Raw genomic sequence first — 21,720 nt, 5'->3', positions numbered from 1 at the left:
GAAAATCGCTTATTTAATGAATGAAGTTGTAGTGAAATTTCACTGTATTTTTAAAGTATGTCTCTAGGAGGAGACCCATCGCGATGAAACTGACCTTTACTCTACCTGCATTTTTACCTGCCAACCCTGACGTCACCACGCTTGCGGTCGAAATTAATCAATTGGTGATTGCTGGTTGGGCAGGTCGTGATGCCGACGCCATCATGCACCATATCAGTGAACTTGAAGCCCTGGGCGTGCCCCGCCCAAGTGCAGTGCCGCTGTTTTATCGCGTTGCTGCCAATCAACTGACCCAGAATAAAAAAATTGAGGTAGTGGGAACCGAAACCTCCGGTGAAGCCGAAGTTTTTATCTTTACTCACCAAGGTGAGATGTATCTCTCGCTGGCCTCGGATCATACCGATCGTCAGTTGGAATCACACAGTGTCGCACTATCCAAACAGGTTTGCGTAAAGCCCGTGGCGACCACCGCCTGGCGGATGAGTGAGGTGATCTCGCACTGGGATCGCCTGATTTTGCGCGCCTGGATCAAAGAGCAGGGGGAATACCGCCTTTATCAGCAAGGATCTTTGTCGAGCCTGCGTAAGCCGGAAGATCTACTCAGTCGTTATCTGGGCGGGAATGCCGAACCGGTGGAAGGTATGGGCATGACCTGCGGCACCGTGGCGGCCATAGGTGGCATCCGTCCTGCAGCGGAGTTTCGCATGGAACTGGTGGATGAACATTTGGGACGGACGATCGTCCATGCCTATCAAAGTGTCGAACTGCCGGTTGTCTGTTAATCCGGCCTCATCACGGAGTCACATTATGAATTTTCAGCTCTCTCTCAGTCTACAGCAGGCTGTTGAACAACTCGCACAGGGGCGTGTGACGGCGGAACAACTCACCGCCGAGGTGCTGGCCAACATTACCGCCAGCGGCGGCGAAGGCCAGCTGGCCTTTACGCAGATTTATGCGCAGTGGGCAGGGGAGCAGGCTGTCGCCTCCAGCCAGCGTTGGGCCGCCGGGCAACCCCTTTCTGCCATCGACGGTATTCCGGTGTCGGTCAAAGATCTTTTTGATGTTGCAGGCCAGGTGACCACCGGCGGCTCACGGGTGTTGGCTGATTCGCCCGCCGCTGCGGCACACGCGGAGGTGGTCAGCCGTTTGCTACAAGCGGGGGCGGTTATTGTCGGTAAAACCAATATGACCGAGTTTGCCTATTCGGGACTGGGTATTAATCCCCATTACGGCACGCCAGCCAACCCCTGGGATCGTCAGACGCGTCGCATTCCTGGTGGATCCTCTTCCGGTGCGGCGGTGGCGATCGCCGATGCCATGTGTCTGGGCGCGGTTGGCAGTGATACCGGCGGATCGGTGCGTATTCCGGCAGCATTCTGTGGCCTTACCGGTTTTAAACCCACCGCCCGGCGGATGCCGATGGCCGGGGTGTTGCCCCTCTCCGCCTCACTCGATTCAGTGGGCACCATTGCGGGGGATGTTGCCAGTTGCGTAGCGTTGGATGCAGCCATTGCCGATATGCCGCTAACCTTGACGGCGAAAAATTTGGCCGAGGCCCATTTTGCCATTCCACAAACGCTGGTGCTGAATGGCCTCGATCATCAGGTTGCGGAAGCCTTTGCCAGCGCGATTGAACGCTTGACGCAGGCTGGTGCCCGAATTTCCACCCTTCCTTGTGATGAATTTGCCGAACTGGCGGAGATAAACGCCAATGGTGGTTTTACTGCACTGGAATCATGGGCATGGCATCAGTCGCTGATTGCCGAACGTGCAAATGAGTACGACCCGCGCGTGGTTTCGCGCATTCGTCGCGGTGAGCCGCTGGGTGAAGACGATCGCCAACAGTTGCTGCAGCTGCGTGCCGACTGGCAACGACGGGTCAGCGCCAGCATAGCGCCGTTCGATGCGCTGCTGATGCCGACGGTGCCCATTATCGCGCCATCGATTGCCGAGCTGGAGGCCAGTGACGAAACCTATTTCCGCATCAATGGTGCCGTATTGCGTAATCCTTCGGTAATCAACTTTCTCGACGGCTGTGCGGTGTCATTACCTTGCCAGGCAGAGGGTCATGCGCCAGTGGGCCTGATGGTCGCCGCGCTGCCGATGCAAGACGCTGAATTGATGAGCTGGGCATTGCAGATTGAGCGTTGCCTGCAATCGTCCGTAGCAAATCCGGCGTAATTACGCCATCTCGTTGCCAACTTTTTATAATCACAGGACCAGGACAATGATCACTTCTCACCAAGGCATGCTTTTTGTCGCCACCGACGTTGCCGCGCAGGACGAAGCGGATTTTAATCAATGGTACGATCGTGAACACGTTGAAGAACGCGTACGTATTGCCGGTTTTCTCAGTGGTACGCGTTATCAGTCTTTACAGGGCGGACGCAAATACCTCGGTTTGTATAAAACCACGTCGCTGGAAAGTTTTACTTCAGAAGCCTATCACGCCGCTTTTACCCGCCAGACCGCCTGGTCGGTGGCCAATCTGCAAAAAATGCAGTCGCCAATGCGTCGTGTCTGTAGCATCAACGCCGTGGTAGGTCACGGCACGGGCAGCCATCTGGCCATTATTACTTTCCCGGCCAACGGGCTATCAGCCAGTCTGGCGACAGATATCAGCGAGCTGGGTGGAACGCTGTTTGCTCAACCCGGATTTGTGCGCTCCAGCCTGTTATTGCCTGACGTGGCGCTGAGTACCCCCTTGCCGAAAGAGTCCCCGGAAAACCGTCAGCTTCTGCCGATGATGCTGATTGAAAGCAGCAGCGCCAGCGCTTCTCTGCAACTTGCAGCACAAGCTTGCCAGGCATTGGATTATCCGTTGTCTGAGGTGTTGCAGTATGTTCTGGGTTGGCAACTTAGCGCACAGGAGGTGGCATCATGAGTCTGTCTTCAACTGATAACTCCCAGGTTTTGTCCGTAGAGGAACAACGTAAGCGGCCAAAAACCGGACGTCTGGCAGCGGCCAGTTCAATAGGTACGGCGCTGGAGTGGTACGACTTTACGGTGTACAACCTTATGGCGGCGCTGATTTTTAACCATGTGTTTTTTCCTTCATTTGATCCGCTGGTTGGTACCATCCTGGCATTTTCAACGTATGCGGTCGGTTATGTTTCACGTCCTATTGGTGGCATGATCTTTGGTCATCTGGGGGATGTCCTCGGGCGCAAGTTTGTCCTGGTGACCACGCTAGTGATGATGGGCGTCACTACCGCACTTATGGGCTTATTACCGGGTTATGCCAGTTGGGGGATCTGGAGTCCGCTGCTGCTGGTCAGCCTGCGTTTTATTCAGGGGATTGCTCTCGGCGGCGAATGGGCCGGTGCGGTATTGTTATCCATGGAGCATGGCAAACCCGAACAGCGTGGTCGCAACGCCTCTTTCGCCCAGGTGGGCCCATCCTGTGGCACCTTGATTGGCACCGGGTTGATTACGCTGATCACCCTCTTTTTATCGGCTGATGATTTTCAGCAATGGGGCTGGCGCATTCCCTTTTTGATGAGTCTGTTGCTGGTGATCTTTGGCCTGTGGCTGCGTCGCGGCGTTGGGGAAACCCCGGCGTTTTTAAAGCTCGAGCAAAACAAAAACACCACCCACACGCCGATCAAAGAGGTATTTAGCCAACATCTGCGTCCTTTGCTGATCGCCGGTGGTGCGCGTATTGGCTCCGATGTTCTTTATGCGCTGGTAGTGGTGTTCACTCTGACCTATGTGACGACGGTACTGCATTTACCACGTCCGCTGGCGCTGACTGCCACCATGCTCGGTGCTTTAGGCAATGCCATCACTGTCCCCCTGTTTGGGGCGTTATCCGATAAGTTTGGTCGTCGGCCGGTGTATATGCTGGGGGCGCTGATGGCAATTATCTGGTCCTTTGTGTTTTTTATGCTGCTCGACAGCGCACATCCGGTGCTGATTTGTCTGGCGGTTATCGGCGGATTACAGGTGCATGCGGCCATGTATGGTCCGCAGGCTGCCTTTGTCACCGAGCAATTTCCAACGCGTATACGTTATGCGGGTTCTTCTCTGGCCTATACCTTATCCGGTATTGTCGGTGGCGGCTTTGCTCCGTTAATTATTACCTCTTTATTTAAGGAGTACGGCAGTACCCTGGCGGTATCGGGCTATGTGACGTTGGCGCTGTTGATTACGCTGCTGGCAGTATTTTCCGCCCGGGAAACCGCCAACAAGCCCCTGTAAGCACGCTGCTCTCCCTTACCAGGCCTTCCGCAAAGCGACAGTTTATCTGTCGTTTTTTTTGCCTGTTGCCTGCATACGGGCATTTCCACATAAACGGTCATATTCGGTCATTTATTTTGACGAGGAATTGTGACCGTTTGCTATATCCCCGATGACAGCTTGCAATCACCAACGCGATTTAATGCAGGCAGCACCGCATATCTAAAATTTAACATTTCACCTTTTGCTGTTTTTTTTTGACAACTATCACATCGCGCGCGCAGCACAAACACGGCTCCACCCGCTTTGAGGCAACGCGCATTCCAGTTTTACGCGCTTGCGTATCTTATTAACTATCGCGAAGGGGAAAAAAATGCTGCCAGTTGAACGTCACCGCTTTATTACCGAGGTCCTTAGCCAGCGTGGTCGGGTGTTGGTCCAGGAAGTTGCAGAACTTTGCCAGATCTCGCTGGAAACGGCGCGGCGTGATTTGACGCTGCTGGAAAAGCGCGGCCTGTTATTACGCAGCCATGGCGGGGCGGTGTTTGTTAATCAGCATGAAATTGAAAAGCATTATGTACCGGCAATTGAACAAGGGGAGTCATTTCGCGATCGCAGTAACCAGGCACCCGATCAGAAAACCCGAATCGCCAAAAGGGCGCTGGCGCTGATCAATCCCGGCGACTGCCTGCTGCTGGACAGCAGTTCCACCAGTTGGTTTTTGGCTCGACAGTTACCGGATATCCAACTGGTGGTATTGACCAACTCGCTGCATATCATCCAGACCTTGGCCGCCAAGGCCAATGTGAAAACCATCGGGCTGGGGGGCGAGTATTCAGCCAAATATGAAGACTTTATCGGTGTGCTGGCCGAGAAGCTGTTAACCGAGTTTGTGATTAACAAACTGTTTTTCTCCTGCCATGGCATCAGTCACGAAGGGGGGATCCGAGAAAGTAACGAACACCATGCGCGGCTCAAGCAGCAAATGCTGTTGTCGTCGGAACACAAGATCCTGCTGGCCGACTCCAGCAAGTTTGGTCGCCGTTCGTTTGCCCGTATCTGCCACTACCGGGAGATTGACACGCTGATCACCGACACTCTGGAAGATGAAGAATTCCGTCAGGAACTGGCCTGGAGCAACGTTAACGTGATTGAAGTTGCCCCGGTCAAACACAAGCAAGTCAGCCTTAAGACCCAGCGGGGCGACCCGTTTTCAACATCTTGACTGTACGTTATACCTACCTGGTCATTACAACAACAGCCGTGGCGAGCTACTGACTGCGGCAAATAATTGACATTTTGTGGAGTAAAAAACATGAAAAAATCTGTCCTTGCCTGCCTGTTCGCCACGGCAATGTTATCTCTGTCGGCCCACGCCGCCGACAAAATCCGCATGGGCGTTGTGGTCAAGGTCGGGGGGAACCCCTGGTTTAACGCGATGGAAGTCGGCATCAAAAATGAAGCGGCAAAAGAGGGCATTGATGCCTGGCAGGTAGGACCAACCGGTGCCGATCCGGCGTTGCAGGTACGCGCTATTGAAGACTTGATTGCACAGAAAGTCGATATTATCGGCGTGGTGCCCAACGATGCCAAAGTGCTGGAGCCGGTCCTGAAACGCGCCCATGACGCCGGGATCAAGGTGATCACCCATGAGTCCCCGGACCAGAAATACGCTGACTGGGACTTTGAAATGGTCGATGCGGAACAGCATGGCATCAACCATATGGTTGCGCTGGCAAAATGCATGAAAGAGACCGGCAGCTATGCGATTTACGTCGGCAGTCTGACGGTGCCGGTGCATAAAAAATGGGCCGATGCCGCTGTCAAATATCAGCAGGAACACTATCCGAATATGCACGAAGTCGGTGACCGCTTTGGTGTCGCCGAATCGCTGGATGACACCATTCGCACCACCAACGACCTGATGTCGAAATATCCCGATCTGAAAGGCATTTTAGCCATTGGTTCACAAGGGCCGATCGGCGCGGGCCGTGCGGTGCTCAACCGCGGCAAAGCCGGAGATATCTGCGTCTTTGGGCCATTTAGTCCGGGTCAGGGCGCTTCGCTGGTGAAAAGTGGTGCCATCAACGGCGGCTATATCTGGAATCCGATGGTTGCCGGGGAAATCTTTGTGCGTATCGCCGGCATGATGGCGAAAGGCGAGAAGATCACCGACGGCATGGATATCGAGGGGATGGGCAAAGTGAAGGTTAACGACACCACGCGCACCATTCTCGGCAACCGTACTGAAAGTCTCGACAAAGACAACCTGCCAAAACTGGTCAAAATGGGGCTGTAATTATGGCGATCTCCGAGATTATCCAACAACAGCCGACAGTGATTGCAGGCACAGGCAATGACCGTCCGTTAATTGACGTTCAGGATCTGTCGGTCACCTTTGGCGGCCAGCGTGCGCTGAACAATATTTCTCTGCGCCTGATGCCGGGGGAAGTGCACTGCCTGGCAGGAACTAACGGTTGTGGCAAAAGCACGCTGATCAAGGTGATCTCGGGGGTTTACCAGCCTGATAACGGTTGTCGCATCTCCCTTGGCGATCAGACTTTCAGCCGATTGTCACCGGAACAGGCGCGCAGCTTTGGCATTCAGGTGATCTATCAGGATCTGTCGCTGTTTCCCAATCTGACGGTGGCGGAGAATATTGCTTTTGAACATAACCTGCACGGTCTGTTTGGCTGGTATCGTCCGGGGCGTCTGCATCAGACCGCCCGACGTATTCTGGATGAGCTGAACTTTAGCCTCGATCTCGACAGCAAAGTCGCCGCGCTGCCCATTGCCCAGCGTCAGCAGGTGGCGATTTGCCGTGCGCTGGTGGCCGACGCTCGCCTGGTGATTATGGATGAGCCGACGGCTTCGCTAACCCGTACCGAAGTCAACCAACTGCTGCGCACCGTGCATTATCTGAAAGAAAAAGGTATCAGCGTGGTGTTTGTCAGCCATCGCCTGGATGAAGTGCTGGAAATCTCCGACAGCGTCACGGTGATCCGTGATGGTCAAAAAGTGGGCACCTTTCCGGCGGCGGAAGTCAGCAGTGAACGTTTGACCGAGCTGATGACCGGCCTGACGCTGAACTACGCGCGCAAGGCCGCCAATCAGCATAGCGAACGCATTATGCTCGAGCTGGATAAGCTCAGCCGCGCTGACCAATATCACGACGTCAGCCTGAAACTCTATCAGGGAGAAGTGCTCGGGCTATGTGGCCTGCTCGGCTCCGGACGCACCGAGCTGGCGCTGAGTCTGTTTGGTATGACCAAACCCGATAGCGGAAAGATCTATCTCGACAGTAAGCCGGTGCGCTTTCGCGGTCATGAGGACGCGATCAAATCGGGGATCGGTTATGTCTCTGAAGACCGGCTAACGCTGGGGCTGGTGCAACAGCAGTCGGTGGGCGACAACACCGTGCTGGCTATTATGGATCAACTGCGCAGCCGTTTTCATCTGATCGATGAGTACCGCAAAAACAAAATCGTCTACCAGTGGATCGATAAATTGGGGGTGAAAGTTGCCGATCCCGATCAGGCGATCTCGACCTTGTCTGGCGGTAACCAGCAGAAGATCGTGTTGGCCAAATGGGTACTGACACAACCGAAGATCCTGATCCTTGATTCCCCCACTGTCGGCGTCGACGTCGGTGCCAAAGCCAGTATTTATCAGTTGATCCATCAACTGGCGCAAGAAGGGATCGCCATTCTGTTGATCTCCGACGAGGTGCCGGAAGTCTATTTCAACTGCGACCGGGTACTGCACTTTAGTGACGGCACCGTGGTTGGCGAATATATCCCTGCAGGGATCACCCAGCAACAGCTTGCGGAGGCGGTAAATGCTTAATCTGAATCGGTTGCGTCCGTCCAGTAACGAAGGCTATCTGGCCTGGGTGCTGGTGGCGCTGATGGTGATTTTCTCGTTGCTCAGCAACCAGTTTTTAACGCTGCGGAATTTACTCGATCTCAGCGAAAGCTACGCGGTGAGCGGAATTTTTGCGCTGGGACTGTTTGTGGTGCTGGTGACCGGCGGTATTGATATCTCCTTTGCTGCCGTGGCCTCGGTGGTGCAGTACCTGATTGCCACCCTGGCCATTAGCTACGGCATGAGCAATCCGCTGGGCAGTATTTTGTTGGCGGTCGCCATAGGTACTACGCTTGGCATGATCAACGCGGTGCTGATCTACTGCCTGCGCATTGTCTCGATCATCGTCACAATCAGTATGCAATCGCTGCTGTTTGGCATGCTGATGTGGTTGACCAAAGGCACCAGTCTTTATGATCTGCCCGACTGGCTGGTCACCCCGCTGAAAGTCTTACCCTTTAGCGTGGCTGGCGCTCACTACCAGATTGGTTTGCCGCTGGTCGTGATGCTGGTGGTCGCCGCTTTCACTTGGATATTACTCAATAAAACCCATCTTGGCCGTCAGTTGTTTGCCGTTGGCGGCGATCAGGAATCTGCACGCCGCATCGGTATCCGCGTTGGGCTGTTGCACTTGTTTGCCTACGGCTATCTGGGGGCCATGGCGGCCATTGGTGGCCTGGTCCAGGTCTATCGCGTGGGGGAAGTAGTACCTAATGCGCTGGTTGGCGGCGAACTTGATGTTCTGGCTGCAGCGGTGCTGGGTGGTGCCAGTCTCAATGGTGGCAAAGGTAGCGTAGTGGGCACGCTGATGGGGGTGTTCCTGATTGGCATACTGAAAAATGGCCTCAACCTGATTGGCGTCTCCAACTACTTTATGAACGTGGTGATTGGCGGCGTGATTGTGGTGGCTATCACCATTACGCATTACAAAAAACGCAAAGAAACCGATGTCGGCTTTGCCTGATGCCAGAGGAATGCAGCTATGTTTGCCAAATCCAAGAGTCTGATGATGAAACCCAAAGCCGAGACGACTGAACGGCATCTGCCCAGGTTCAAGCTTGATGGAACCAATATGGGACTGACGTTACTGCTGCTGGTGGTGGTGATCGGTTTTAGCTTCGCCATGCCGGGCCGCTTTTTTAGCGATGCCACCTTTATGAGTGTCGCCTTCCAACTGCCGGAACTGGGGCTGCTGACGCTGGCAATGTTCATCCCCATCCTCAGTGGTGGCCTGAATTTGTGCATTATCGCCACTGCCAATCTGACCAGCCTGCTGATGGCCTGGGTATTTATGACTTATCTGCCACCGGATGCCGGTCTGTGGATGCAGGCCGCCTGGCTGACTCTGGCGCTGGTGGGGGCGATGATCCTGGCAGTGGCGATCGGTATCCTGACCGGGGCGCTGGTGGCCTATATCGGCGCTCACCCGATCCTGGTAACACTGGCCACCATGACCATGGTTAACGGTGTGGGTATCTATCTGTCACGCGGGGCGGCCCTTAGCGGTATGCCGGATATTGTGCGCTTTATCGGTGCTGAAACCTTGCTGGGTATTCCGGTACCGCTGATGGTTTTTTTACTTACCGCGGTGCTGATTTCGGTGCTGCTCGAACGCACCCGTCTGGGCAAATACATCTATATGAGTGGCAGCAATATTAACGCCACCCATTTTAGCGGGGTGAATACGCATCGCGTACTGATCGCCATCTATGTGTTGTCGAGCATGCTGTGCGTGATCGCCGGTTTGATCATGATGGCGCGTTTTAACTCGGCGCGTATGGGCTACGGCGATTCATACCTGCTGCTGACGGTGCTGGCCATTATTCTCGGCGGTACCGACCCCTACGGCGGTTTTGGCAAGGTCAGCGGCGTGGTGCTGGCGTTGATTGTCTTACAGGTGATCGCCACCGGCCTGAATCTGCTTAATGTCAGCCCGCATTTTAGTCTGGCGATGTGGGGCGCGGTATTGATTGTGGTATTGGCGGTGAAGTTCTTTCGTACGCGCTATGTACAGCGTCGTGCCAGCCGTCGCAGTGCGGCCAGAGCGCGCGCCGCGCAGCAATGACTTATGGATCCACGCCGTCGGTTTATTGACGACTTGCGATCGACATTACTCTTGAATATCGGCCTTTGCGGCCCCTTAGGAAAATGCCATGGAATATAAAATCTCGCCTTCATTAATGTGCATGAGTCTGTTTGATATTAAAGAGCAGCTCTCGGTGCTTAATCGCCGTGCCGATATGTTGCATATTGATATCATGGATGGTCACTACGTAAAAAACATTACCCTGTCGCCGTTTTTTATTGAACAGATCCGCCCGCATACCCCGCTGGTGCTGGACGTGCATATGATGGTGGAAAACCCCACCGACTTTATTGCCGCCATCGCCAACGCCGGTGCCGACTTTATTTGTCCGCACGCCGAAACCATCAACCGTGATGCCTTCCGGGTGATTAATCTGATCCGTTCCTTTGGTAAAAAAGTTGGCGTGGTGCTCAATCCGGCCACCCCGGTGGAATATATTCAGCACTATATCCACCTGCTCGACAAGATCACCATTATGACCGTCGATCCTGGCTATGCCGGCCAGCCGTTTATTCCCGAGATGTTGCACAAGGTTAGCCAACTGCGCGATCTGAAGCAGCAACAGGGCTATCACTACCTGATTGAAATTGATGGATCCTGTAACGCACGCACCTATGAGCAGTTAATGGGCGCGGGAGCCGAAGTGTTAATTGTGGGCACCTCTGGTCTGTTTAATCTGGATAACGATCTGGATAAGGCCTGGGACAAAATGCTCGATCAGATGCGTCAGGCACGTCAGGCAGCCTAATGGCAGGAGAGCCGTATGCAGTATTTTCTCGGCGTAGATATTGGTGGCACTAATACCCGCTTGATGTTGATGGATAGTCAGCAAAAATTTTATGGCTATCAGAAAGTGACGACGCCGTCCTGGGCTGGATTGAACGATCCGCTAAGCGGCTTACAGCAGTTGATCGCTAATTATCTGGCTGCGAGCAGCAAAGGATCGCAGGTAGTGCGCGTGATGCTCGGCCTGCCGGGGATCCTCTCGCGCGATCGGCAAAGGGTGCTGTCGTTGCCTTTTATCCCGGCGCTTGACGATCGACCTGTCGCCCAGATGCTGTCTGCCGCGCTGGGACTGCCGGTGGTAATGGATAAAGACGTCAATCATCTGATGTGGTGGGATCTGACGCGGCTGGCGCATTTGCCTGACGTGGCAGTGGGGATCTATCTCGGCACTGGCCTGGGTAACAGTTTATGGCTTAATCAGGATTTCTATCATGGTGCCCATGGTGCTGCCGGTGAGCTGGGGCATATTCCTCTGGCCGGTAATCCGGCGCTGTGCCCCTGCGGCAAGACCGGTTGTGTCGAGACCCTGACTTCCGGCAACTGGCTGACGGGCTGGAAGCGGCAACACGCCGCCGAAACCGCCTTTGCCGATCTCTTTGTACTGCATGGCGAGCATGCGGATTTAGTCGAGTTTGTTGATCGCCTCGGGCGCACCATTGCCAGCGAAGTGAATATTCTGGATCCACAGTATCTGCTGTTGGGGGGCGGGGTGCTGATGATGCGCGGTTTCCCTCTGACACGGCTGGAACAGCAAATCCGCCAACATTTACGCGGACCGCAACCGGCAAACGGTTTGCAGATTGTGCAAAGCGGCGTAACCGATGAAACCGGCTGTCGAGGCGCATGCCTGGCAGCACAGCGGGATTATCAACGTACACAACCACAGGGTTCGGGCATGGAAATGCCAGTAAGGAGAAAGGCATGAAAAAAGGCAAGGTTTGCGTTGTAGGCTCGTTTAACCTGGATATTGTCGCCGGTATGTCGCGTTTTCCACAGCCGGGAGAATCGCTGATCGCCCATAACAGTATGATGGGGGCGGGCGGTAAAGGGGCCAACCAGGCGGTTGCCGCACTGCGCGCCGGGGCGCGGGTACACTATATCGGCAAGGTGGGCCGCGATGATTTTGGTACCTTCGCCCGCCGCCATCTCGACAGTGTTGGCTTTGATGCCGTGACACTGTTTTCAACGGCCGATCACCCCACCGGCAATGCGCTGATTTACGTCGCCGGTGCCGATGCTGAAAATATGATTGCCGTGGATCCGGGCGCAAATCTGACCTTTACCCTCGAAGAGATTGAGCAGTGCCGACCGGCAATTGCTGCCGCCGATATCTTGCTGACTCAGTTGGAGAACAATCTGCCGGCAATAGAAAAAGTCATTGCCATTGCCAAAGAGGCGCAGACCTACATTATTTTAAATCCGGCACCGTTCCAGCCGGTCTCTGACGCCCTGTTGGCCAAGGTGGATCTGCTAACCCCCAATGCCACCGAGTGCAGCCTGCTGACCGGTATCCAGGTGCAGGATATGGCCTCGGCGCAACAGGCGGCACAGGTGCTGCATGGCAAAGGGATCCAGGCATTGATTATTACTCTCGGCACCCAGGGAGCCTTGCTGTCGGTGGCCGGGCAGGCGCAGTGGATTGCCGCCTTTGCCGCGGTGCCAAAAGACACCACCGGCGCGGGAGATGCCTTTAACGGCTCACTGGCAGCGCAGTTGGCCAGCGGTGTGCCTCTGGCTGATGCTGCAAGCTTTGCATCGGCCTACGCTTCAGTGTGTGTCGAGAGAGCCGGGGCCGCAGCGTCAATGCCAGACTATGCCGAAGCACTGGCACGTCAGGCCTCTGCCACCCTGGAAACGACAGCCTTGTTACCTCAGGTCGGACAATAGCCGAGGATTGTTCAGTAACAATTGGCTAATAAATCATCACATAACTGACATTTGAATGAAATAGAGAAAGATTAGGGTAAGCATCCTGTTAGGACCTGCGGGAAAATGGCGATGCGACACAAGTTATTCCCTTATATCGTGTTATTACCGACTCTGATCTTTCTGTTTGCCTTTACCTATTTTCCGTTGCTGCGCTCGGCCATCGACAGCCTGTTTGATAGCCGCATGGCCAGCAATGCTCCGCCTTTTGTCGGTCTGCAAAATTATCAGCGCCTGTTTACCGACAGCGTGTTTTGGCGCGCGCTGCTCAATAATCTGGCCTATATCCTGATGACGGTGATCCCCGGCATTGTGCTGGCGCTGCTGCTGGCGGTGGCGCTATGGGAAAACACCTCGCTCAATCGCTGGCTGCGTACGGCGTTCTTCTTCCCGATGATTATTCCGCTGGTCAGTGCTGCCACGCTGTGGCTGTTTATTTTTATGCCGGGAATGGGCTTGCTGGACTACTATCTGGCCAAATTTTTTGGACCGATGAACAACAACTATCTTGGTATGAGTCAGAGTGCGTTGATTGCCCTTAGCGTGATTGGCGTCTGGAAATTTGCCGGATATTACATGCTGTTCTTTCTTGCCGGACTGCAATCAATCCCCACCTCGGCGCGGGAAGCCGCCTTGATGGAGGGCGCTTCGCGTACGCAGGTATTTTTTTATATCACCCTGCCGTTGCTGCGTCCCACGCTGAGTTTTGTGATCACCATTGCGCTGATCTATGCCATTACCCAAATTGACCATGTGCCGGTGATGACCCAGGGCGGACCCAATAATGCCTCCACGGTTTTACTCTATTACATCCAAAGCCTGGCGAATGACACCCACGATTTAGGCAAAGCCTCGGCCGCCACCTTTATCACGCTGCTGCTGCTGTTTGTCTTCTCGATGCTCAATCTACGCGTACTGGAAAGAGGAGCCCATCATGAGCGCTGAAACCTCCCCTCAACCCTTAATCACCCGGCGGGTTAGTCGTCGCGTCGGCAGCTCGCTGCTGTTACGGCGCAGTTCACGGCTGACGCTGCCGGTGCTGCTGTGCTGCGCGGCGTTACTCTGGCTGTCACCCTTTATCTGGATGCTCTCCTCGGCGTTTAGCGAAAGCAGTTTTTCGCCGAACATGGCCTCCATGCTGCCGCGTTTTCCGCTGACTCTGGATAACTTCCGCCAGGCCTGGCAGAGCGCCGACTGGCTGCGGCTGTATGCCAATACGCTGTTTTTTGCTTTTGGTACTTTTCTGGTGCAACTGGTGACCATTATCACCGCCGGTTATGTCTTTGCCTATCACCAGTTTCGCGGCAAACAGACGCTGTTCTATCTGCTGCTGATCCAACTGATGATTATGCCGGTGATCATGATGGTGCCTAACATGATGATCCTGAAACAGATCGGTCTGTTAAATACCCTGACCGGCACCATGATGCCCTACTTTGCCTCGGCATTTGGCGTGTTCCTGATGCGGCAGGCGTTTTTAAGTATCCCGCGTGAAATTGAAGAGGCGGCGCTGATGGAAGGTTGTCGCTGGTGGCAGGTGGTGTTTCGCGTGCTGATCCCAATGTCATGGCCAGCGATCCTCGCCTTTGCCACCGTCAGTATTACCTACCACTGGAACGAATATTTATGGCCACTGATGGTGCTTAACGATCCGGACAAGCAGGTATTGACCGTCGGCTTGGTCTCTTTTGCCATGGGTGCCGAGTCCGGCGGGCAATGGGGATTAATCACCGCCGGTACCTTGATGGTCTGTCTGCCGCTGATGCTGGCCTTTATTCTTTTTCAAAAACAGTTCCTTAAAAGCTTCGGTTTTTCAGGCATCAAGTAAGGGGTTACCATGTATTTAGCTCAAATTTCCGATATGCACTTTCGCAGTCACGGCCGGAAACTGTATGATTTTATTGATGTTAACGCCTGCAATGCCGAGGTGATCAGTCAACTGAACGCGCTGGAAGAGCGCCCGGATGCGGTGGTGATCACCGGCGATATCGTCAACTGTGGTCTGGCGGCGGAGTATCAGGTCGCCCGCCAGGTTCTCGGTAATCTGCGCTATCCGCTGTATATCATTCCCGGTAATCATGATGACAAAGCGCAGTTTTTGGCGGCGATGTCGCCGCTGTGTCCGCAGTTGGGCAGCGATGCGCAGAATATGCACTATGCGGTAGACGACTTTGCCATGCGCCTGCTGTTTATCGACAGCAGCTTGGCGGGTGAATCGAAAGGCTGGCTGACAGAAGAGACCCTGTTATGGCTGGAGACGCAGCTGGAGCAGGGCGGTGACAAGCCGACGGCGGTCTTTATGCACCATCCACCCATAAAGCTGGGCTCGGCGCAGATGGACAGCATTGCCTGTGAAAATGGCGATCGTCTGCTGGCGCTGATCGACCGTTTTCCGGCGCTGTGCCGCGTATTTTGCGGCCACACCCATCGGTTGATCTTTACCCAGTATCGTCAGGCGATTATCACTACTATTCCGGGAACCGTACACCAGGTGCCTTATTTCCACGAAAATCCGGCCCCCTATTACAATCTGGAACCTGCCGCCTGCCTGATGCATCGTCTGATCGCCAATACCGGGCTGGTCAGCTATCTGCATTCCCTTGCTCCCTATGCCGGTCCCTATCTTTACGATGCCAATATCAGCTGCCCGGTGGATGAAAAATAATGTCGAGTATCCGTCTGGAAAACGTCAGCAAAGAGTTTGAAGGCAGCATGGCAGTGAATGACCTGTCGCTGGAGATTGCCGCCGGTGAATTTTTGGTGCTGGTCGGTCCTTCTGGCTGCGGCAAAAGTACGCTGTTGCGCCTGTTGGCCGGTTTAGAGCAGGTGAGCAGCGGGCGGATTTTGCAGGCGGGAGAAGATATTACCGACCTTGAGCCGCGCCAACGCAATTTTTCGATGATCTTCCAAAACTACGCGCTGTTTCCCCATATGACCGTGGAACAGAATATTACCTTTGGCATGCGTATGCGCAACGAACCCAAAGCGCAGCACCAAGCGCGGGTGGCCAGGGTGGCGGATTTATTGCAACTGGGGGAACTGCTTAAGCGTAAACCGGGCAAGCTTTCCGGCGGTCAACGCCAGCGGGTGGCGATGGCCCGCGCCATTGTGCGTGATCCGAAACTGTTTTTAATGGATGAACCGCTGTCCAATCTCGATGCGCGGCTGCGTACCGAAGTGCGCGACGGCATTATGACCCTGCATCAACAGCTAAAAACCAGCACCGTCTATGTGACCCACGATCAGATGGAAGCCATGACCATGGCCGATCGCATTGCGGTGCTTAATAAAGGCGATCTGCAACAGGTTGGCGCGCCGCAAACCCTGTATGCCCATCCGGCCAATCTGTTTGTCGCCGGATTTATCGGCACACCAGCGATGAATATTTTCAAACTGCCCTGTGCGCAAGGCGTGTTGCAGATCGACGGTCAGCGCATTGCCTTGCCGGACACTGAACATGCCCGGCAGTTGACCGAGGTCTATCTGGGGATCCGACCGGAGCATATTAGCGACCAGGTCAGCGACGAAAGCGAGGCCAGCCTGCGGCTTGCCGCCTCCCTGACCTACTGCGAGTTATTGGGGGCTGAGTATCTTAACCATGCCCAGTCATCTCTCGGGCCCTTGCGTTACCTGCGTAAGAACCGTGGTGCCGCACCGCACGCCAATCAACAGGTTAATTTACGTTTTTCTTTGCAAGACCTTCACTTTTTCTCAGGCCAACACCAGCAGAATTTACTCCGGGAGATGCAGTATGCGTAATATTCAGACGCTCACCTTAGCGGTCACCATGATGACGGCAGGTGCCGTAGCGGCAAAACAAAATATCGATTTTATGTTCCCGGCTCCGGTCGACGGCAAGCTGACCACGGAAATGACCCGGGTGATCAAAGAGTTTAATCAGTCGCAGAGTGAGGTGGAAGTTCGCGGGATTTTTACCGGCAACTATGACACCACCAAAGTAAAGGCCGAAGCGGCGGCCAAGTCCGGCGAGCCTCCGGCGCTGGTAATTATGTCGGCCAACTTTACCGCCGATCTGGCGATTAAAAATGAAATTCTGCCAATGGATGAGCTGTTCCAGTATGGCAACCAAAAAGCTACCCCTTTTCTTAGCGAGAATTTCTGGCCAGCCATGCGGCAGAATGCCCAGCTTAACGGCGTGACCTACGCCATTCCTTTCCATAACTCCACGCCGATCCTTTACTACAACAAGGATATGTTTAAACAGGCCGGGATCGACCACCCGCCGGTTGACTGGAGCGAATTACTGGCCGACGCCAAAAAGCTGACCGATAGCGCCAAAGGGCAGTGGGGCGTGATGCTGCCGTCGAGCAATGATGACTACGGCGGCTGGATCCTCTCGGCTTTGACCCGCGCCAACGGCGGCAACTATTACAACGCCGATTATCCGGGCGAAGTCTATTACAACCAGCCCTCCACCGTCGGCGCCCTGCGTTTTTGGCAAAATCTGGTTTATCGTGACAAAGTCATGCCTGCGGGCGTGCTTAACTCCAAACAGATCAGCGCGGCATTTTTCTCCGGCAAGCTGGGGATGGCGATGCTCAGCACCGGCGCGCTGGGCTTTATGCGTGAAAACACCAAAGACTTTGAGTTGGGTGTGGCGATGATGCCAAAAGAAATACGCAATGCGGTAACCATTGGTGGTGCCAGTCTGGTGAGCTTTAAAGGGATTTCTGACGATCAGAAAAAAGCGGCTTACACCTTCCTGCAATATCTGGTCAGTCCAAAAGTTAACGGTAGCTGGAGCCGTTTCACCGGTTACTTCTCACCGCGTATTGCCGCGTATGACACGCCGGAGATGAAGGAGTATATCGCCAGGGATCCACGAGCTGCCATTGCGCTGGACCAACTGAAGTTTGCCATGCCCTGGTACGCCACTTATGAAACTGTGGCGGTACGTCAGGCGATGGAAAACCAGCTGGGTGCGTTGATGAACGATGGCAAACTGACGCCAGAGGCGGCAGCGGCAGAAGCGCAGAAACAGGCCGACCTGCTGATGAAGCCTTATAACGAACAAACTGCACTCAGTACCCCGCACTGATAACGCCACAAGGCTCCCTGGCTGGTGACAGTCGGGGAGTCTTGCTGTTTATGCCGACAGATTATTTCAGCCAGCCCTGCTCGTGGGCGTGATTAAGATGCACCAGCAAATGTTCCCACAGTAGCGGATTCACTTCGCTGATAAAGGCGTTACGAGAAATCACCTGCTCCAGGCGAATATTGTTTTCTACCCAGCTCTGTCCGTGATTATTGAGATTCATCACAACCGGCAAAATGCGGTCAATCACTAATGCAAAGCGCGCTTCTGGCGTTTCGCCTGCTTCGTATTCATTCCACAGATCGAGAAACTGACTATCCAGCGGGGCCGGCAGAATGCCAAACAGGCGTTTGGCTGCCGCCATCTCTTTGGATTGAACGGCTTCGCGGGCGGCGAGGTCATAGACCAGAACGTCACCGGTATCGATTTCGACGATATCGTGCAGCAGTGCCAAACGGATCACCTTCTGCATATCGACGTCCTGACCAGCGAAAGGCGCCAGGCTCATGGCCGCAACGGCAAAATGCCAGCTGTGCTCCGCCGAGTTTTCCTGGCGCTGAGTACCTAATACTTTGGTACGGCGTTGCACGCTTTTCAATTTGTCGATTTCCATCAGAAATTGAAAAACTTCGGTCATCGGGCCGAAATTAAGTGCCGGGGAGGCTAGGGACATAATTAAACCTTAGTCATATAGACGGCTGTTTCAGAAAAATCCTTTAACCCTGCATCTTGGATGCATTGCAGTGAATACGATAAAGCTTCGGCGATAAAAATGCATGTTTTAACAAAAAATGAAGCACAAGGATCTAAAGCGTGCCGCTTGAGGTTGCGGCCTGCAAGATAAAAACAGGTGCAATCTCAAAATCGACGGATGAGATATTAAGTTTAGGCTTACAGCTGTACACTGGAACTATTCTCACATACAGTATGACTGCTTGTTTATTGAGCGAAGCCGATATGGCGCGCCGCAACGCCGAGTAACGCATCTTGCAAACTTTTACCCATTTTTATCTACTATTGAGGGACGCAATATATGGATAACGTATCACCACCGGCCTATCCCTGGGCGGAAGAAATCGCCAATAGCCTGAGCCATGGTTTTGGCCTGATTATGGGCATAGTCGGGCTGGTTTTACTGCTTGTTCAGGCGGTAGAAGCCAATGCTGGCACCTTGGCGATCACCAGTTATAGCCTGTATGGCGGCAGCATGATTTTGCTGTTTCTCGCCTCCACCCTTTACCATGCCATTCCCCATGAGAAGGCGAAATACTGGCTGAAAAAGCTTGATCACTGCGCCATCTATTTATTGATTGCCGGTACCTACACGCCTTTCCTGCTGGTGGGGCTAAATTCGCCGCTGGCGCAAGGGCTGATGGCGGTGATTTGGGGACTGGCGCTGTTTGGCGTAATTTTTAAACTGGCTTTTGCCCACCGTTTTGAGGTGCTGTCGCTAATCACTTATCTGACCATGGGCTGGTTATCGCTGATTGTGATTTATCAACTGGCGATGAAGCTTTCTACTGGCGGCATTGTCCTGCTGGCGACGGGGGGCGTAATCTATACGCTGGGGGTGATTTTTTATGCTTCTGAACGTATCCGCTTTGGCCACGCCATTTGGCACGGTTTTGTGCTCGGTGGCTGTTTCTGCCACTTTATGGCTATCTATTACTACGTTTGATCCCCCGTTTTGAAGTTAACCCCGGGATAGGGCAGATGCCGCATCCCGGGGAACTGCCAATTATTTCTCTTCGACCAGCGAATAAGGCAAAGGCTGGATCTGCAATGCGCTGCCGGCATCGTCGCGCACGCGCAGCAGACTGTCAGCGGCGAGATCGTTATTTAACACCGCCTGCACCCACACTGTGCCATCTGCCAGCTGAATTGCCGCCAGCACGTTGCCGGTACGACGCCAGTTCTCTCCCAGCTGGAGTTCAAGGTCATCGCCCGCTGCCGGGACTTTGGCCGCATTACCCGCCAGCCAGAACAGTGCGCGCTTATTGGCCCCGCGATATTTGGCTCGCGCCACCATTTCCTGTCCCGCATAGCAGCCTTTGCTAAAGCTGATGCCGTCTAGCGCCTGAATATTGGTGGCCTGAGGAATAAACTGTACGCTGTTGACGCTGTCGATCACCGGTAAACCGGCTTCAATATCCAACGCCAGCCACTGCTGGCTGTCGTTCAATTGCGCCTGTTCGCCCAGTTCTTCGACCAGTTGTTTGGCTTTTTCCGGGCTGGTGACAATCAGGTAGCGCTCTGCGGGCAGCGACAGATACAGCAGCGTGCTTTCGTCTTGCTGCACCACCGGGCTGGTGGCATCGGGCAGGCTGGTAAACAGCCCCTTGAGTGCGGCGCTGGCTTGAAAACCGGCGACGCCAAGCAGCACGACATCATCGTCTGCCGTAAAGGTCACTTTGGAAAATACGGCGTATTTTTTCATTTCGGCAAGCTGGTTGTCACGCAGGTTGCGGCGCTCGATAAACGCCATGCCATCACCGCGTTTAAACAGACGCATATTGCTCCACATTTTGCCTTTGGCATCACAGTGGGCGCAGAGCACGTGCTGCTCGGGGGCGAGTTTTTCAACGTCTGCGGTCACCTGACCCTGCAAATATTTCAGGGTGTCGGCACCGGTGAGAGTGACCATGGCCCAGTCTTCCAGTGACATTACAGTCAGTGGCAGGTGGCTGGAAGCTGAAGGTTTTTGCGGCGGAAACGGATATTTGTAAGCCATGATATGTCCTGATCAAAAGATATACCCACGCAGGTGAAGCTGGCTCGCCAGACGTTTTGGGTGTACATGAGCTGATAGATGCATGGTAAAAGAGCTACACCACTTTGCAAACACTTATTGCTGCGCTTTTCGGTTTGTCGCGCAAGGATGGCTGAATCATGGCGATAACTTCTGATCATTTTGCGGCATATTGCCCAAAATTGAACATCATGTGTCATCGGCGTGCTGAATAGTTACGCCTGAGGTCGTTGGGCTGCTAGAATCCGCCATGAGTGTTTAAAATAAACCCATCGGTATTTTTACGGTTGACGGGCCTGTCCCCCAGGTCGGTCTGAGAGAGAGCCTCAATATGGATATCAGCACTATGGATATAAACAACAAAGCACGCATCCACTGGGCCTGCCGTCGCGGCATGAGAGAACTCGACATTTCCATCATGCCGTTTTTTGAATATGAATACGACACCCTGAGCCACGACGAAAAGCAGCATTTCGCCCGCTTGCTCGAGTGCGACGATCCCGATCTGTTTAACTGGTTGATGAACCACGGCAAGCCGGATGATCAGGCGTTGCAGCACATCATCCATCTTATCCAGACGCGAAATAAAAACCGTGGCCCTGTGGCAATGTGATCTAAGAGTGTCATGGCGCAGCCAGCTCTTCTCGCTGGCAGTGCATGGCATTCTGATTTTATTGATCCTGCTGACGCCCTGGTCGTCCGCAGCCTGGGGTATCTGGTTACTGCTGCTGACGCTGGTGGTGTTTCAGGCGATCAGAAGTCAGCGGCGGATCAGTGCGCGTCACGGTGAAATCAGTTTGCTGGAGCAGGATCGTTTGCTGTGGCGCAAGCGCGAATGGCAAATCAAACAGCCGGTATGGATGATCGACTGCGGTATTTTGTTATCGCTAAAACGTGAGCGCGACAACCGCGGCTGGCGTCGTTTTCTTGGCAGCAAAAGACTGAAGCTGTGGCTGGCATCAGACAGTATGAGCAAGGAAGAGTGGCGGCATCTGCGGCAGATTTTGCTGATCAGCAAAAGTAACAGTTTAAAAGATCGTCACCACCCGCTGTAGATGTGCGGGTGGGCGTTAT

22 protein-coding genes are annotated in these 21,720 nt (G+C 54.0%); 20 read left to right on the top strand and 2 right to left on the bottom strand.

Annotated features, from left to right (window positions below; all coding sequences use genetic code 11):
• Positions 1 to 83: 83 nt before the first annotated feature.
• The 17 genes from GW590_RS01100 (at position 84) to GW590_RS01020 (ending at position 17,900) form a co-directional block, all read left to right on the top strand.
• On the top strand, positions 84 to 782 hold the full coding sequence (locus GW590_RS01100) for a DUF2848 domain-containing protein (protein WP_169401178.1): 699 nt from the start codon (positions 84 to 86) through the stop codon (positions 780 to 782).
• A 25-nt stretch (positions 783 to 807) separates the two neighbouring features.
• Entirely contained in the window at positions 808 to 2,181 is a 1,374-nt protein-coding gene (locus GW590_RS01095) for an amidase (protein WP_169401177.1), read from the top strand.
• A gap of 46 nt (positions 2,182 to 2,227) precedes the next feature.
• Positions 2,228 to 2,884, top strand: a complete 657-nt coding sequence (locus GW590_RS01090) for a DUF4286 family protein (protein WP_169401176.1) — start codon at positions 2,228 to 2,230, stop codon at positions 2,882 to 2,884.
• Complete coding sequence (locus GW590_RS01085; RefSeq protein ID WP_169401175.1) at positions 2,881 to 4,200, top strand: MFS transporter; 1,320 nt, start codon at positions 2,881 to 2,883, stop codon at positions 4,198 to 4,200. The genes GW590_RS01090 and GW590_RS01085 overlap by 4 nt, the downstream gene beginning before the upstream one ends.
• A 352-nt stretch (positions 4,201 to 4,552) precedes the next feature.
• The gene (locus tag GW590_RS01080) at positions 4,553 to 5,404 is read left to right on the top strand and encodes a DeoR/GlpR family DNA-binding transcription regulator (protein ID WP_169401174.1); all 852 of its coding nucleotides are present in this window, start codon (positions 4,553 to 4,555) and stop codon (positions 5,402 to 5,404) included.
• A 90-nt stretch (positions 5,405 to 5,494) separates the two neighbouring features.
• Positions 5,495 to 6,478: a substrate-binding domain-containing protein gene (locus GW590_RS01075; protein ID WP_169401173.1), complete on the top strand. Its 984-nt coding sequence runs from the start codon at positions 5,495 to 5,497 to the stop codon at positions 6,476 to 6,478.
• Between the two features lie 2 nt (positions 6,479 to 6,480).
• The gene (locus GW590_RS01070; RefSeq protein WP_169401172.1) at positions 6,481 to 8,025 is read left to right on the top strand and encodes a sugar ABC transporter ATP-binding protein; all 1,545 of its coding nucleotides are present in this window, start codon (positions 6,481 to 6,483) and stop codon (positions 8,023 to 8,025) included.
• Entirely contained in the window at positions 8,018 to 9,007 is a 990-nt protein-coding gene (locus tag GW590_RS01065) for an ABC transporter permease (RefSeq protein WP_169401171.1), read from the top strand. Before GW590_RS01070 ends, GW590_RS01065 begins: the two co-directional genes overlap by 8 nt.
• Positions 9,008 to 9,025: 18 nt before the next feature.
• On the top strand, positions 9,026 to 10,108 hold the full coding sequence (locus tag GW590_RS01060; RefSeq protein WP_408014897.1) for an ABC transporter permease: 1,083 nt from the start codon (positions 9,026 to 9,028) through the stop codon (positions 10,106 to 10,108).
• 88 nt (positions 10,109 to 10,196) lie between these two features.
• Positions 10,197 to 10,877 carry a D-allulose 6-phosphate 3-epimerase gene (gene alsE / locus GW590_RS01055; RefSeq protein ID WP_169401170.1) on the top strand — a complete coding sequence of 227 codons (681 nt, stop codon included), beginning with the start codon at positions 10,197 to 10,199 and terminating at the stop codon, positions 10,875 to 10,877.
• A gap of 15 nt (positions 10,878 to 10,892) precedes the next feature.
• Positions 10,893 to 11,840: an allose kinase gene (alsK, locus tag GW590_RS01050; protein WP_169401169.1), complete on the top strand. Its 948-nt coding sequence runs from the start codon at positions 10,893 to 10,895 to the stop codon at positions 11,838 to 11,840.
• Complete coding sequence (locus GW590_RS01045; RefSeq protein ID WP_169401168.1) at positions 11,837 to 12,802, top strand: ribokinase; 966 nt, start codon at positions 11,837 to 11,839, stop codon at positions 12,800 to 12,802. Before alsK ends, GW590_RS01045 begins: the two co-directional genes overlap by 4 nt.
• 111 nt (positions 12,803 to 12,913) lie before the next feature.
• Positions 12,914 to 13,786 carry a carbohydrate ABC transporter permease gene (locus tag GW590_RS01040; RefSeq protein ID WP_169401167.1) on the top strand — a complete coding sequence of 291 codons (873 nt, stop codon included), beginning with the start codon at positions 12,914 to 12,916 and terminating at the stop codon, positions 13,784 to 13,786.
• Complete coding sequence (locus GW590_RS01035) at positions 13,776 to 14,669, top strand: carbohydrate ABC transporter permease (RefSeq protein ID WP_169401166.1); 894 nt, start codon at positions 13,776 to 13,778, stop codon at positions 14,667 to 14,669. Before GW590_RS01040 ends, GW590_RS01035 begins: the two co-directional genes overlap by 11 nt.
• A gap of 9 nt (positions 14,670 to 14,678) precedes the next feature.
• Entirely contained in the window at positions 14,679 to 15,506 is an 828-nt protein-coding gene (locus tag GW590_RS01030; RefSeq protein ID WP_169401165.1) for a phosphodiesterase, read from the top strand.
• Entirely contained in the window at positions 15,506 to 16,600 is a 1,095-nt protein-coding gene (locus GW590_RS01025) for an ABC transporter ATP-binding protein (protein WP_169401164.1), read from the top strand. The genes GW590_RS01030 and GW590_RS01025 overlap by 1 nt, the downstream gene beginning before the upstream one ends.
• Positions 16,593 to 17,900: an ABC transporter substrate-binding protein gene (locus GW590_RS01020; protein WP_169401163.1), complete on the top strand. Its 1,308-nt coding sequence runs from the start codon at positions 16,593 to 16,595 to the stop codon at positions 17,898 to 17,900. Before GW590_RS01025 ends, GW590_RS01020 begins: the two co-directional genes overlap by 8 nt.
• A 61-nt stretch (positions 17,901 to 17,961) precedes the next feature.
• On the opposite strand, the gene GW590_RS01015 is transcribed toward GW590_RS01020, so the two are convergent.
• Positions 17,962 to 18,570 carry an HD domain-containing protein gene (locus GW590_RS01015; RefSeq protein WP_169401162.1) on the bottom strand — a complete coding sequence of 203 codons (609 nt, stop codon included), beginning with the start codon at positions 18,568 to 18,570 and terminating at the stop codon, positions 17,962 to 17,964.
• Between the two features lie 360 nt (positions 18,571 to 18,930).
• Between GW590_RS01015 and trhA the strand changes: the two genes are divergently transcribed.
• Complete coding sequence (trhA, locus tag GW590_RS01010; RefSeq protein ID WP_169401161.1) at positions 18,931 to 19,575, top strand: PAQR family membrane homeostasis protein TrhA; 645 nt, start codon at positions 18,931 to 18,933, stop codon at positions 19,573 to 19,575.
• Positions 19,576 to 19,635: 60 nt separating this feature from the next.
• Here trhA and ygfZ read toward each other — a convergent pair whose 3' ends face one another.
• On the bottom strand, positions 19,636 to 20,628 hold the full coding sequence (gene ygfZ / locus GW590_RS01005; RefSeq protein WP_169401160.1) for a tRNA-modifying protein YgfZ: 993 nt from the start codon (positions 20,626 to 20,628) through the stop codon (positions 19,636 to 19,638).
• Between the two features lie 364 nt (positions 20,629 to 20,992).
• Here ygfZ and sdhE point away from each other — a divergent pair, with 364 nt between their 5' ends.
• Positions 20,993 to 21,259, top strand: coding sequence for an FAD assembly factor SdhE (gene sdhE, locus GW590_RS01000; protein ID WP_169401635.1), 267 nt, complete (start codon positions 20,993 to 20,995; stop codon positions 21,257 to 21,259).
• Positions 21,240 to 21,701 carry a protein YgfX gene (locus tag GW590_RS00995; RefSeq protein ID WP_169401159.1) on the top strand — a complete coding sequence of 154 codons (462 nt, stop codon included), beginning with the start codon at positions 21,240 to 21,242 and terminating at the stop codon, positions 21,699 to 21,701. Before sdhE ends, GW590_RS00995 begins: the two co-directional genes overlap by 20 nt.
• Positions 21,702 to 21,720 lie beyond the last annotated feature (19 nt).

The sequence above is a fragment of the Rouxiella aceris genome, from assembly GCF_012933545.1.
Classification (GTDB): domain Bacteria; phylum Pseudomonadota; class Gammaproteobacteria; order Enterobacterales; family Enterobacteriaceae; genus Rouxiella; species Rouxiella aceris.
Note: the sequence above shows the minus strand (reverse complement) of the source record. Positions and strands in the feature narration are given on the sequence as shown.